Origin of the sequence: Nocardiopsis sp. MG754419, from assembly GCF_018207095.1 — a bacterium.
Classification (GTDB): Bacteria; Actinomycetota; Actinomycetes; order Streptosporangiales; family Streptosporangiaceae; genus Nocardiopsis.
The window spans coordinates 1-13105 of sequence record NZ_QOCZ01000152.1; the positions used below are offsets into that span (position 1 = coordinate 1).

Annotated in this window: 11 protein-coding genes; 7 read left to right on the plus strand and 4 right to left on the minus strand. The window is 72.0% G+C overall.

What is annotated here, in order from left to right; all coding sequences use genetic code 11:
* Positions 1-25 precede the first annotated feature (25 nt).
* Positions 26-1870 (minus strand): glycoside hydrolase family 2 protein, encoded by a 1845-nt coding sequence (locus DSY14_RS22920; protein ID WP_211718688.1) that lies wholly within the window; start codon positions 1868-1870, stop codon positions 26-28.
* Positions 1871-2075: 205 nt separating this feature from the next.
* Between DSY14_RS22920 and DSY14_RS22925 the strand changes: the two genes are divergently transcribed.
* From DSY14_RS22925 to DSY14_RS22950, 6 genes are all read left to right on the plus strand, one after another.
* Positions 2076-3101, plus strand: a complete 1026-nt coding sequence (locus DSY14_RS22925) for a LacI family DNA-binding transcriptional regulator (protein ID WP_307851307.1) — start codon at positions 2076-2078, stop codon at positions 3099-3101.
* Between the two features lie 310 nt (positions 3102-3411).
* Positions 3412-5196 carry an ATP-binding protein gene (locus tag DSY14_RS22930; protein ID WP_211718690.1) on the plus strand — a complete coding sequence of 595 codons (1785 nt, stop codon included), beginning with the start codon at positions 3412-3414 and terminating at the stop codon, positions 5194-5196.
* 98 nt (positions 5197-5294) lie between these two features.
* The gene (locus DSY14_RS22935; protein ID WP_211718697.1) at positions 5295-5714 is read left to right on the plus strand and encodes a roadblock/LC7 domain-containing protein; all 420 of its coding nucleotides are present in this window, start codon (positions 5295-5297) and stop codon (positions 5712-5714) included.
* Positions 5711-6073 carry a DUF742 domain-containing protein gene (locus tag DSY14_RS22940; protein ID WP_211718691.1) on the plus strand — a complete coding sequence of 121 codons (363 nt, stop codon included), beginning with the start codon at positions 5711-5713 and terminating at the stop codon, positions 6071-6073. The genes DSY14_RS22935 and DSY14_RS22940 overlap by 4 nt, the downstream gene beginning before the upstream one ends.
* On the plus strand, positions 6054-6704 hold the full coding sequence (locus tag DSY14_RS22945; RefSeq protein ID WP_211718692.1) for an ATP/GTP-binding protein: 651 nt from the start codon (positions 6054-6056) through the stop codon (positions 6702-6704). The genes DSY14_RS22940 and DSY14_RS22945 overlap by 20 nt, the downstream gene beginning before the upstream one ends.
* Positions 6701-7960 carry a cytochrome P450 gene (locus DSY14_RS22950; RefSeq protein ID WP_307851306.1) on the plus strand — a complete coding sequence of 420 codons (1260 nt, stop codon included), beginning with the start codon at positions 6701-6703 and terminating at the stop codon, positions 7958-7960. The genes DSY14_RS22945 and DSY14_RS22950 overlap by 4 nt, the downstream gene beginning before the upstream one ends.
* Positions 7961-8002: 42 nt before the next feature.
* Here DSY14_RS22950 and DSY14_RS22955 read toward each other — a convergent pair whose 3' ends face one another.
* A complete protein-coding gene (locus DSY14_RS22955; protein ID WP_211718693.1) occupies positions 8003-9244 on the minus strand; it encodes a cytochrome P450 in 1242 nt (413 codons plus the stop codon).
* A gap of 399 nt (positions 9245-9643) precedes the next feature.
* On the minus strand, positions 9644-9988 hold the full coding sequence (locus tag DSY14_RS22960; RefSeq protein ID WP_211718694.1) for a UBP-type zinc finger domain-containing protein: 345 nt from the start codon (positions 9986-9988) through the stop codon (positions 9644-9646).
* 145 nt (positions 9989-10133) lie between these two features.
* On the opposite strand from DSY14_RS22960, the gene DSY14_RS22965 reads away from it, so the two are divergent.
* Positions 10134-10898: an enoyl-CoA hydratase/isomerase family protein gene (locus DSY14_RS22965; RefSeq protein WP_211718695.1), complete on the plus strand. Its 765-nt coding sequence runs from the start codon at positions 10134-10136 to the stop codon at positions 10896-10898.
* Between the two features lie 54 nt (positions 10899-10952).
* Here the strand turns inward: DSY14_RS22965 and DSY14_RS22970 are convergent, their stop codons facing one another.
* Positions 10953-12377 carry an acyl-CoA synthetase gene (locus DSY14_RS22970; RefSeq protein ID WP_211718696.1) on the minus strand — a complete coding sequence of 475 codons (1425 nt, stop codon included), beginning with the start codon at positions 12375-12377 and terminating at the stop codon, positions 10953-10955.
* Positions 12378-13105: the final 728 nt, after the last annotated feature.

Genomic DNA, 13105 nt, shown 5'->3' on the forward strand with positions numbered 1-13105 from the left:
CCGGGGGCGCGCCCCCGGGACGTCCTCAGTCGGTGTGGTCGTCGTCCTTCTCGAAGGCTGCGGTCCGTCGCTGGGCGGCGGCGATGCGGTCCGTGTCGAGCTTCTCGCTCCGGTCGAATCGGTAGACGCCGTTGCGCTCCTGGAACACGTCGGTCAGCTGCGTGTAGCAGTAACCGAACATGTCCGGGTCCTCCAGCAGCACGCCGGTCAGGCCCTCGAAGCGGGTGTGGAACTCCTCGAAGGTCCGCGGGTCGCTGCCGTAGCCCCAGGAACCGGTGCCGCTGTCGGCCTCCGGGTCCCAGCGGATCCCGCCGAACTCGCTGCAGAAGTAGGGCTGCCCGCGGTAGGGCACGGACCAGTCGCGCCCGTCCTCGCCCCGGTTGACGTACGGGGCGTCCTCGGCCAGACCGCGCATCTGCTCGCGGAACGCCTCGGGGTCCTGTTCGTAGCTGTGGGAGTCGTAGACGTCGGTCTCGGGGACCCGGTGGGAGTACCCGGAGGCGTCGACCACCGGACGGGAGGGGTCGAGCGCCTTGGTGGCGAGGAACATCGCCCGGGTGACGTCGTCCAGGGCGGTGAAGCGGTCGTGCAGCCGCTGGAAGGTCTCGTTGAGCGGGCACCAACCCACGATGCTCGGGTGGGAGAGGTCGCGTTCCACGGCCTCCAGCCACTGGGTGACGAAGGAGGCGTCCGGCCTCTGGTTGTCCAGGGCGGCGGGCCCCTCCGTCGCGCAGCCCCAGTCGCCGAACTCGCCCCACACCAGGTAGCCGAGCCGGTCGGCGTGGTAAAGGAACCGCTCCTCGAAGACCTTCTGGTGCAGGCGCGCGCCGTTGAACCCGGCCCGCAGACCCAGTTCGATGTCGCGCACCAGGTCGGCGTCGTCGGGCGCGGTCATCAACCCGTCCGGGTAGTAGCCCTGGTCCAGCACCAGGCGCTGGAAGACCCGGCGGCCGTTGATGAGGATCGCCTTGCCCTCGATGGAGACCGACCGCAGACCGGCGTAGGAGCCGGCCCGGTCCACGACCTCGCCGTCGGCGTCGATCAGCTCCAGGTCCAGGGTGTAGAGGTGGGGGTCCTCGGTCGACCAGACGCGACGTCGGTCCTCCGGCACCGCCAGCGTCAGTCGGGGAGCGATGTCGAGGTCCGCGCGGACCTCGGCCGAGACGACCTCCCCGTCACCGTCGCCGAGCACGGCGCGCACGCGCAGCCCGCGACCGGTCCGCGACAGCGGCAGCTCCAAGTGGAACGCGCCGTTCGCCAGGTCCGGCGTGATCCGGGGGCGTCGCAGGTGGAGGTCGGGGACCGGTTCCATCCACACGGTCTGCCAGATCCCGGTGGTGCGGGTGTAGTGGCAGCCGGTGTTCCCGTACCAGGTGGCCTGCTTCCCGCGGGCCTGCGGGCCGTGCCTGGTGTCGCGGGCGCGCACGACCACCACGGCCTCCTCACCGGGGCCGGCGACGCCGTGGAGGTCGGCGGTGAAGGGGGTGAAGCCGCCGCGGTGACGGGCCACCTCCACGCCGTTCACCCACACGGTGGTGTCGTGGTCCACGGCCTGGAAGTGGAGCAGAACGCGGCGGCCCGTCCAGGTGTCGGGAATGCGCACGGTGCGGCGGTACCAGACCGCCTCCATGAAGTCGGTGTCGCCCACGCCGGACAGTTCCGACTCGGGGCAGAAGGGGACGGTGATGCCACCGGAGAGCTCGGCGTCCCGGAGGCCGCGTTCGAGCCCGCTGTCGCCACGGTCGATCTCGAAGCCCCAGGTGCCGTTGAGGCACAGCCAGTCGGGCCGGGTGAACTGCGGGCGCGGGTACTCGGGGCGGGGCGGGGCGGTGGGCCCGTCCTCGTGCGGCGGCTGCGTCTGCGTCGGCACGGGGGTCTTCTCCTTCTCACGGCGATGGTTGTGACCGTGGTCACGTGGTTATGTCAGCACACTTTTACATCGATGTAAATACCTCGAAACGAAGCGCGCGCGATGCCGGGGCCCGGGCGGGGGCGCTCGGATCGAGGCGGAGGTCCGCGGGCTAGGATGGCGCCGATCGGAGGTGGTCGTGGGCGACAGGCCACGCATCAGGGACGTGGCGCGTCGCGCCGGGGTCTCGGAGAAAACGGTTTCCAACGTTATTAACGACCATCCCCACGTCCGGGCCAGAACCCGTGCCGCGGTGGAGGAGGCCATCGCCGCTCTGGGCTACCGCGTCAACCTGGCGGGACGGCACCTGCGCCGTGGCGAGTCGGGCGTGATCGCGCTCGTCGTGCCCGAACTCGACCTCGGGTACTTCGCCGAACTCGCCGATCTGGTCATCCGTGAGGCCGAACGCCGCTCGCGCACCGTCCTCGTCCACCAGAGCGAGGCCCGTCGCACCCGGGAGGAGTCCGCGCTCGACGGGTTCGGCACCGATTTCGTGGACGGGGTCATCCTCAGTCCCCTGGCCATGGACGACGACGCCCTCCAGGCGTACCGCTCCCGGCTGCCGGTGGTGCTCCTGGGCGAGGTGCCCCGCGCGGTCCGGCACGCCCACGTCGCCATCGACAACGTCGCCGCCGCGCGCGAGGCCACCGAGCATCTGCTCGACGGTGGCCGTACCCGGATCGCCGTGGTGGGAGGTCGGCCGCCGCGCCCGTCCGGGACCGCCGAACTGCGCACGCGGGGCCACGTGGAGGCGCTCCGGGCCCGGGGGATGGCCGCCGACCCCACGCTGGTGCGCCCCGCTCGGGAGTTCCACTGGCGGGACGGTGCCGCCCTCACCGCCGCCCTCCTCGCCGAGGCCCGACCCCCCGACGCGCTGCTGTGCCTCAACGACCTGCTCGCGCTGGGCGCCATGCGCGCCCTCCACGACGCCGGGGTGCGGGTGCCCGAGGACGTGGCGGTCGTCGGGTTCGACGACATCGCCCCGGGGCGGTACTCCGTCCCCGCCCTGACGACGGTCGCCCCGGACAAACCGCGCCTGGCGCGGGAGGCGGTGCGGTTGCTGGCGGAGGCCGTCGAGGGCCGTCGCGACACCACCGGCGCCGCCTCTGGGAGGGAGTTCGGCCCCTCGGCCTCAAAAGTCGTCGTGGGCCACACGCTCCTCATTCGGGAGAGCAGCTCGACCGCGCGTTGATCTCCCTCGTTCTCCGAGGAAGCGGCGAAAGAAAGGGCGTTAGGAGCCCTTTTTCGCACATGCCGGAAAAAGGTCTTCCTGTGGCTCCGTGCGGCTTTTCCAGTGGTCTCGTATCGCACCGTACGTGCAGGTAGAGGGCCGGTGTCGCGAGAATCTCCCCGACGCGCACGGATGTGGACTACCGTGAATGCCACCGATCCGGAGAACCCCTTTCCCGGGTCCGCACGGAAGTGTTCCGCACGCCCCTTTTCGGGGAGGCGCGACGACCACGACTCCTCCACCCAGGAACCACGCCGCGAGGAATCCATTCATGGCAGCACACCTGTCCGACCGGAAACGCCCTCACCTGCGCCCCGGCCAGCAGGCTCTCGTCGTCGTGCTGATCGCCTCCGCGATCACCGCACCGGCCTGGTCCTGGGCCGTGATCGAGAGCCCCGCCTCCGTCCGCCCCATCGTCGCCCTGGCCGGTGGACTCGTCGCGATCCTGTTGTGCGCCGCCGTGGCCGTGGCCGCCCATCAGACGGCCGTGGCGCGCAACGCCCGAGCCCACGCCACCCGGGTCGACGCCGGAGCGCGCACCCTGGAGGAGGAGACCGGGTGGGTCGTGGACGTGCTCCTGCCGGCGCTGGACCGGGCCGTCCACGAGGACCGTTCCGCGCAGGACGTCCTGGCCGAACATCCGCGCCCCGCGCATCCCACGGTGGACCGGCTCGCGCGCACGGCCACCGCCCGGATGGCCGCCGTCGCGGAGCGATCGGTCCGGGATCGTCACGCACGGACCGAGATCGAGGAACAGATCACGGCCCTGGCCGACATCGGCGTCCCCCTGATGGGACTGCGCATCCGCGACGACCGCACCGTCGCCGAGGAGGTCCTCGCCCAGGAGTTCCCGGAGGTCCACCCGCCCGTCGCCCACCTGCGCGCGCGCATCCTCGACCGCCTCCTGGCCGGTGACCGCCGGGCCGCCACCGCTCTGGTCTCGACCGCCGACTGCGGGGCGCGACTCCAGGCGCACCTGACCACGCTGCTCGCCCAGCTGCGCGAACTCCAGGAACGCTACGGGGACCGCTCCGACGTCTTCTCCGACCTGCTGGAGGTCGACCACAACGTCTCCCGTACCGGGCGGCTGGCCGACGCCCTGGTCACCCTCGCCGAGGGGCGTTCGGGGCGGCGGTGGACCCGTCCCATCGTCATGGAGAGCATCCTGCGCGGGGCGATGGGACGCATCACCGCCTACCGCCGGGTCCGCCTGCACTACACGAGCACGATCGCGGTGGTCGGCTACGCGGCCGAGGGCGTGATGCAGGCGCTCGCCGAGATCATGGACAACGCCGCGAACTTCTCCGCCCAGGGCACCGACGTGCACGTCTACGCGCAGGAGGAGGACACCGGCGTCACCATCACCGTCGAGGACAGCGGCATGGGTCTGCGCCACCGTGAACGTCGCCTCGCGGAGAGCCTGTTGGCCGAACCGCGCGACCTGTCCACCCTGCCCTCCTCCCGGGTGGGGTTGGCCGTGGTCGGTCGTCTGGCCGACAAGTACGGCCTGCGGGTGAGCCTGCGCCCCTCCGCCCGAGGCGGTATCGGTGTGGTCGTCCTCATCCCGCCGAACCTGCTCACCGAGCCCCGGCGCCCCGAACCACGGCCACGCGCGAACACGCAGGAGATCGGAACCCCGGCGGCGGTGGGCGTCCTGGGCGGCAGCGGCCCGCAGTACCCCGTCGCGCCCACGGGCGGTCACGAGGCGCCGCGGCCCGCGGCGCCCCGTTCCACCGCGGGGCCGCAACCGGGTACCGAACCGCCGCCGCTGCCCCGCCGGGACGGTGCCCGCCCTCCCGTGGACACCGGCCACGAACAGCACGGTCGACCGCCGGCGGGGACCGGCGAGAAGCCCGCCGAGTCCCACACCGACCTGCCCCGACGGCGCCGCGGACTCACTCTCGCCGAAGCGGTGCGGGAGAACCCCGAGCAGCTCTACGCCCCACGATCCGCGCAGGACGCGCCCGTCTCGCGCGGCGGCCTGCCCACCCGGTTCGCCGCCTTCCGCGACGCCGGCACGGACCACGACGACCACCACCCGGGGGACGACGCATGACCACCGCCCCCACCGCGCACCACCGGACAGCGACCGAACAGGAACGGAGGGAGGGGCACCGGCTCGCACAGCGTCCTGGAGGCGGCCCCGACACCCCGATGACCACGACCGACTCCAGTCTCGACTGGATGCTGGAGAACCTGCGCGGCAGGGCAGCCGGCATCCACCATGTCCTGGTGCTCTCCCGGGACGGGCTCAAGATGTGCCACACCCGAGATCTCGATGTGGACCGCGCCGACCAGCTCGCCGCGATCGCCGCCGGCATCCAAAGCCTGTCGCTCAGCGCTTCCGCGGAGTTCGGCGACGCCTCCGGAGCCGGACAGGCCATGCTCGAATACGGCGGAGGGCTCCTGCTCATCGTCGGCGCCGGCAAGGGCGCCCACCTGGCGGTGGTCACCGGAACCGAGGCCGACGTGGGGGTGGTCGCCCGTCACATGAACGAGCTCGTCGAACAGATCGGCCACCACCTCACCGCGCCGCCTCGGCGGAGGCACCACGAGGCGGACGCGACGCGATGAACCCCGAACCCGTCCACAAGGAGGATCCGGACCGCCTGTACACGGTCACCGGCGGACGCGGCGGCACCGACGAGGCCTCCCTCGACTCCGTCACGCTCATCGTCGCCGAGTCCGAACCCTCCCCGGACCTGCAGTCCGAGCACTCCGCCATCCTGCGGACCTGCGTGCGACCGACCGCGGTCGTGGAGCTGTCCGCCGAGCTCGAACTCCCGGTGAGCGTCGTGCGCATCCTCCTGGTCGACCTGCTCGACATCGGGGCCGTGACCGCCCGCCACCACGTGCCCTCCACCCCGCAGGAGGGGCCACGGCACGACCCCGACACTCTGAAGCAGGTGCTCCATGCACTCCAACGCCTCTGAGCGGACCGCGTCCGAGCCGACCTCCCTCGGGCGCCCGGCGGGCGAGCGGTCCCCGCTCGCCCCCACGGTCAGCAACGCCCTGAAGATCGTCATCGTCGGCGGGTTCGGCGTGGGCAAGACGACCATGGTCGGGTCGGTCAGCGAGATGCGCCCGCTGAGCACCGAGGAGGTCATGACCCAGGCCGGTGCCGAGGTCGACGATCTGCGCGGGGTCCGGGACAAGCGCACCACGACCGCCGCCTTCGACTTCGGGCGCATCACCGTCGACGCGACCCGCGTCCTCTACCTGTTCGGAGCGCCGGGGCAGAAACGCTTCTGGTTCCTGTGGGAGCAGCTCTTCACCGGTGGTCTGGGCGCGATCGTCCTCGTCGACACGGCCCGGGTCGAGGACTCCTGGTACGCCATCGACCGCCTCGAACACCACGGCATGCCGTTCGTCGTCGCCGTCAACCGGTTCGGCGCCGGGCCCAGCCTGGACCGGGTGCGCACCGCGCTGGACCTGTCCAACGACGTCCCTCTGCTGGAGTGCGACGCCCGTCGACGCGAGTCCAGCCGCGACGTGCTCATCACCCTCGTGCACCACCTGGCCTCGCTCGATCGGGCCGGGTCCGCCCCGAAGGAGGCATCGTGAACGACAACGCGGGCGCCCGGACACGCGTCGCGCCCTTCTCGCCCGACCACGATCACGCCATGCGCTTCTACGGCCCCGACATCGCCCGCGACCCGGTGTCCTTGTACGAGGAGATGCGGCGGCGTTTCGGGCCGGTCGCGCCCATCCTCCTCGACGGGGACGTGCCCGCCTGGTTCGTACTGGGCTACCGGGAGCTGCACCACGTCACCGGACACCCCGAGTGGTTCGCCCGGGACTGTCGGCGCTGGAACCAGTGGGACCGCGTGGGCGACGACTGGCCGCTGATGCCGTACGTGATGTGGACGCCGTCGGTGATGTTCGCCGAAGGCGCCGAGCACCGTCGCCGGGCCGGGGCGATCGGTGACGCCCTGGCCGCCGTCGACCGTGCCGACCTGACCCTCCTGTGCCGGCAGGTGGCCGACGGGCTCATCGACCACTTCGCCGGGGACGGCGAGGCCGACCTGGTGAGTCAGTACGCCCACCAGATCCCCGCCGGGGTGATCGCCCGTCTCTACGGCATCCCCCAGCACGAGGTCCCCGAGATGGTCCGGGACAACCTGCTCTCGCTGGACGTCACCGCGGACGCGGCCCAGGCCCACCAGAGGGTGCAGGACCGGATGCGTCGACTCGTCACCCAACGGCGGGCCCACCCGCGCGCGGACGTCCCCTCCCGTCTGCTGACCCACCCCGCGGGGCTCACCGACGACGAGGTGGTCATCGACCTGCTCGTCATCATGGCGGCAGCCCAGGCGCCCACCGGGAACTGGATCGGGAACACGCTGCGCCTCATGCTCATCGACGACGACTTCTCGCTCACCCTCCAGGGTGGGCGCAGCAGCTCCGGTGAGGCCCTCAACGAGGTGCTGTGGAAGAACACCCCCACCCAGAACTTCATCGGCCGGTGGGCTGTGCAGTCCTGTGAACTGGGCGGACGCCGGATCCAGCGGGGAGACCTCCTCGTGCTCGGTCTGGCCGCCGCCAACTGCGACCCCCGGCTGAACACCGGTGACCTGAGCATCCACGGCACCAACCGGGCCCAGATGTCGTTCGGGCACGGTGAACACGGGTGTCCGTTCCCCGCGCCGGCGGTCGCCGAGGTCATCGCCCGGACCGCGGTCGAGACCCTTCTGGACCGGCTGCCGGACGTGCGCATGGCGGTCTCGCCCGAACAGCTGCGGTGGCGGCCCTCGGTGTGGATGCGCGGGCTGTTCGAGCTGCCGGCCAGGTTCAGCCCCATCATCGGCTTCCGGCACTGACGGGTGGGGCGGGGACCGGCCCGCCCCACCCGCCGTCCCGGGTCAGGAGCCCGAGCGTGGCGCGGGCACCTCGGTCGGTCCGAACTCCAGGGGCAGGTCCCGCAGGCCGCGGGTGAACAGGCCCTCCTCCACCGGTGTGTGGCCCGGCACCGTGCGCACGTCCGGCATCGCGTCCAACAGGTCGTTCACCGCCACCCGGACCTCCGCCTCGGCCAAGAGCGCGCCGACGCAGAAGTGTCGACCCAGCGCGAACGAGAGATGTTCGGCCGCCGCGGAGAACGAGGTGGTCCCGGCGAGCTCGGCGCGGAACAGGTCGAAGGTGTCGGGGCGGGCGAACCGTTCCGGGTCCCGGTTGGCCGCCCCGATCAGGCAGGTGACCGTGGACCCGGCGGGGACGGTGCCGCCGCCGATCTCCACGTCCTCGGCGGGTTGCCGCATGATCATCTGTACGGGCGGCGTGAACCGCAGGGACTCGGCGAAGGCCCGGGGGATCAGGGACCGGTCCTCGCGGACCGCCGCGAGCTGTTCGGGGTGGTCGATCAGGTTCGCGAACAGGCTCGCCAGGGCTTTGTCGGTGGTCTCGCCGCCGGCGGCCAGGAGCAGGCTGCAGAACGCCTTGATCTCCTCGTCGGTCATCCGGGTGCCGTCCACCTCGGCCTGACACAGGCGGGAGAGCAGGTCGTCGCCGGGGTTCTCGCGCCGCTCTCGGATGATCGGCACGAGGTAGGCGGCGAGTTCGTCGTGGGTGCGCAGCCCGGCCGCGGTCACCTCCGGGTCCTGTTGGAGGTTGCCCAGGAACGCGATGATCGCGGTGTACCAGTCGTGGAAGCGGTCGTGGTCGGCCTTGTCGAGGCCGAGCATGTCCACGATGACGTTGATCGGGAACCGGGTGGCGTACTCGGCGACCAGGTCCACCCGCCCGCGGTCCCGGAACGCGTCGATGAGGTCGCGGCTGTTGCGTTCGATCACCGGGAGGAAGCGCTCGCGCAGGTCCTTGCCGCGGAACGCGGGGGCGACCAGGGCCCGGCGCACCGCGTGCTCGCGGCCGTCCAGCTGCAGGATGGTCCGCCCGTGCACGGGCTCCAGCTGCCAGCCGTAGTTCCTGGTGGAGAAGACCTCGTCCTTGAAGGCCCGTCGTACGTCCTCGTAACGGGAGACGACGTAGCTCCCGGTGGCCTCGTGCCACAGCAACGGGGTGTCCTCGCGCAGGAGCCGGTAGGCGGAGTAGGGGTCGGCGGCGAACTCGGGGGAGAGCAGGTCGGGAACCTCGCGGATGGTGGTCACAGCGATCACGCTCCTGGTGGTGGGCCGAGGGACCACAGTAAGTAGCGGCTCGTCCGCAAGCCAGGTTCAGGCTCTATATCGAGGTGAAAAGCGTGATACGTCCGGCTTTGTGGTGTCCGGAATCAAGGGTGTAAGTGGGGGATTCGGTCAACCGAGAACGGCGGGCGGAGGGGCGGCGCGCCACGTCCTCGCTCGGGCGCGCGCGGCGGGGGCGGTCCGATCGGCGGGGCCTCGGTGTGATGGTCCGGGGTCGGCGCCGCCCGGTGTCCGTCGGTGGATCGGGACCGTGGTGCCCCGGGCGCTCGCGCCGCCGGCGCTTCGGGCGGTGGCACGCCCGGGGCGCGTTCCGTTCGGGGCTCGGGTCGCGGGTGCACGGCGCGCGGTGAGCGGGCCCCGACGTCATTGGTGGAGGTGCTCCATCCAGTCGTCCGGTACCCGCTCCGCCGGGGCGGGTACCGGCTGATGCTCGGGGTGCGAGGTGGGCGCGGCCAGAGCCGGTCCGCGCCCCACCCGGCCGGTGCGGAAGTCGAAGAACCACTCCTCACCCGGCTCGAAGCTCTGCATGACGGGGTGACCGGTCTCCCGGAAGTGCCGCGTGCCGTGTTGCCCGGGCGAGGTGTCGCAGCAGCCCACGTGTCCGCAGGCGGCGCAGCGGCGCAGGTGCACCCACCAGCCGTCCCCGGAGAGGCACTCCCGACAGCCGTCGCCGCTGGGCGGCGCGGTCGGGTCGATCTCGTTGCTCATGTCGTCACGTTAACCATCGAAGGCGTCCTCCCGGGCGAACGACGCCCGGGGAACCGGTGCCCGATGGCCGGGGCGGGGTGACCGGGCGGTAACCTCGTCGCCGTTCGTCCCCCGCCCGGCCCCGGGCCCGAAGGAAGGCGCTTGCATGAGCGAGGAGCTGTCCGCGGTCGTCGACGGTCACGTCGGTGTCCTGCAGATCCACCGACCGCCCCACAACCACTTCTCGCTCGACGTGCTCACCGAGCTCGCCGACACCGCCGAGGAGCTGGCGGCGGACGGTTGTCGCGCGCTGGTGCTGTGCTCCGAGGGAAAGAACTTCTGCGCCGGTGTGGACTTCGCCGCCGGAGGCGTCGGCGAGAGCCCCGTGCACACGCTCAGCGCCATCTACGGTCAGGGGCTGCGCCTGTACTCCCTGCCGGTTCCGGTGATCGCCGCCGTCCAGGGCGCCGCGGTGGGAGGGGGACTCGGCCTGGCCTGTTCCGCCGACTTCCGCGTGGCCTCACCCTCCACCCGCTTCCACGCCAACTTCGGGCGTCTGGGGCTGCACCAGGGGTTCGGGCTGAGCGTGTCCCTGCCCCGCATCGTGGGCGCGCAGAAGGCCGCCGACCTGTTCTACACCGCGCGTCGTGTCCCAGGACAGGAGGCCCACGCCCTCGGGCTGGCGGACCTGCTGGTCGAGGACGGCGCGGTCCGTGAGGCCGCCCTGGAACACGCCCACCGGATCGCCGACTCCGCGCCGCTGGCGGTGCGTTCCATGAAGGCCACCCTGCGCGCCGACCTGTTGGCCGCCCTTCCCGCGGCACTGGAGCGCGAGATCGTCGAACAGACCCGCCTGTTGTCCACCAAGGACAACGCGGCGGGCGTCACCGCGTCCCTCGACCGCACCACCCCCACCTTCACCGGGGCGTAGCGGGCCCGAGGCAAGGACGGCTCCGGGCCTTGAGGGGATCAGGGGGCCCCAGACTCAGGGGGTCAGGGCCCGCTTGAGGATCTTGCCCATGTCGTTGCGGGGCAGGGAGTCCACCACGTGCAGGCGCCGGGGCCGCTTGTGCGGGGCCAACTGGTCGGCGACCAGGTCGGCCAACTCCTCCAGCGCGGGCGCTCGCGGCCCGGCCGGGACGATCCACGCCACGACCCGCTCGCCCAGGTCCGGGTCGGGTTCGCCGGTGACGGCCGCCTCGGCCACCCCCGGGTGGGCCAGCAGCACGTTCTCGATCTCCCCGGCGCCGATCTTGTAGCCGCCGCTCTTGACGAGGTCGGTGCTCTTACGGCCCACCAGGCGCACCAGGCCGTTCCGGTCCAGGGTGGCCATGTCGCCGGTCCGGAACCAGCCGTCGTCGGTCATCGCCTCAGCGGTGGCCTCGGGGCGGTTCAGGTAGCCGCCGAACAGATGGGCTCCGCGCACCTGCACCTCGCCGATCTCCTCGTCGGCCCGCAGGGGTGCGCCGTCCTCGCCCACGAGCCGCAACCCGACCCCGTCCAGCGGGGTGCCCACCGAACCCGGGCAGGGCGGGTGGTCGAGCCGGACACTCGTGTTCATGAGGGTCTCGGTCATCCCGTACCGCTCGATGACCCGGTGTCCGGTGGCGGCCGTCAGGCGTTCGTGGTCGGGCAGCGGCAGCGCCGCCGAACCGGACACCAGGAGACGGGCGCCGGCCAACGCCCGCGCCAAGGCCCGGTCCTCTCCCACGGCCTCGGCCAGCCGGTGGTACATGGTGGGGACGCCGAAGAGGAGCGTGCCCTCGCCCTCCAGGGCGCGACGGACGGCGTCGGGCTCGAACCGACCCAGGTGGTGCAGGGACCCGCCCAGGTGCAGGGGGCCGAAGACGCCCAGCACCAGCCCGTGGACGTGGAACAGCGGCAGGCCGTGCACCAGCACGTCCCGATCGGTCCACTCCCAGGCGCTGGAGAGCGCCTCCAGGGTGGACAGGATCGCGCGTCGAGAGAGGAGCGCGCCCTTGGGCGGGCCGGTGGTGCCGGAGGTGTAGACGACCAGGGCCGTGGACTCCGGGTCCACCGTGCGCACCAGAGGGGGCGTGTGCGGGTCGGGGGAGGCGTCGATCTCGCGGAGGGGCAGATCGGACAGGGCCGCGGGGAGCGAGGCGCCGGGAGGCGCGAGCAGCAGATCCGGCCGGCTGTCGTCGACCACGTGCCGGAGTTCGCGCTCCCCGGACCGAGGGTTGAGCGGCACGATCGGAACCCCTGCCAGAACCGCGGCGGTGACCGCCACGCAGGTGTGCGGCGCAGGGGTCGCCCACACGGCGACCCGGCCCGAGGGCAGGTCGGCGGCGAGTCGGGAGGCGGCCCCGGCCAACTCCCGATAGGTGAGCCGGTGATCGCCGAACCGCAGGGCGGTTCGGTCGACGGGCGCGGTGACGAGGGGGAACACGGAGGGGTCCCTTCGCGGTGGACGGTGTGCCGCACCCATCCTTATCCCATCGGGCCGGCGTGCGCCCGATGGACCGCCCGGAGCACGACGGTGCCACCGTGACCGGCGTCGATCCACCGACGGCCGTCCCCGGCTCCTCGTCGGTCGCGACGGCCCACGAGGCGGGGTGGCCCGAACGCCCGACCACGGGGGTCGGCCCCATCGGTGGCGCGTCGTACCCGGCGGTCCGGCCCGTGCACCGGCGCACTCCCGTGCTTTGGTGACTTAGGTCCGTAAAGGCATCGGGTCGTCGAGATCACCCGGCGAGGCGTTGTCGAGGCCTGCGCCGATCGTTATGCGACGGTTTTCCGGTGGGCGTCGCTCGCCCGATATATTCCGACCCGCAATGGCATCGAAGATCACCGGGAGAGTCGTGTCGACGGTCGCGGACGCGGTGGGGAGAATCCTCGAACATGCCTTCTCACCTGCGGTGACGCGGGATGAGCGGGCCGGCGCCTGGGTTTCGAGGGGTGGAGGTGAACGGGCCCATCGATAGCGTCGTTCGCACCCGCCGAATGGCGGTTCCCGTGAAGTTGGCCGGAATCGGCCACGAAGTGACCGCGGTCGAGAGTGTCATGAGCGCCGTGGCCGGACACCGTGACGAGAACCGTTCCGTTGTGCGCGCGGGACCCGCGGGACCGTCGTCGCGCCGGAGGAGGAGGCGGGGCGGTTCCACCGTGCCTTGGCGG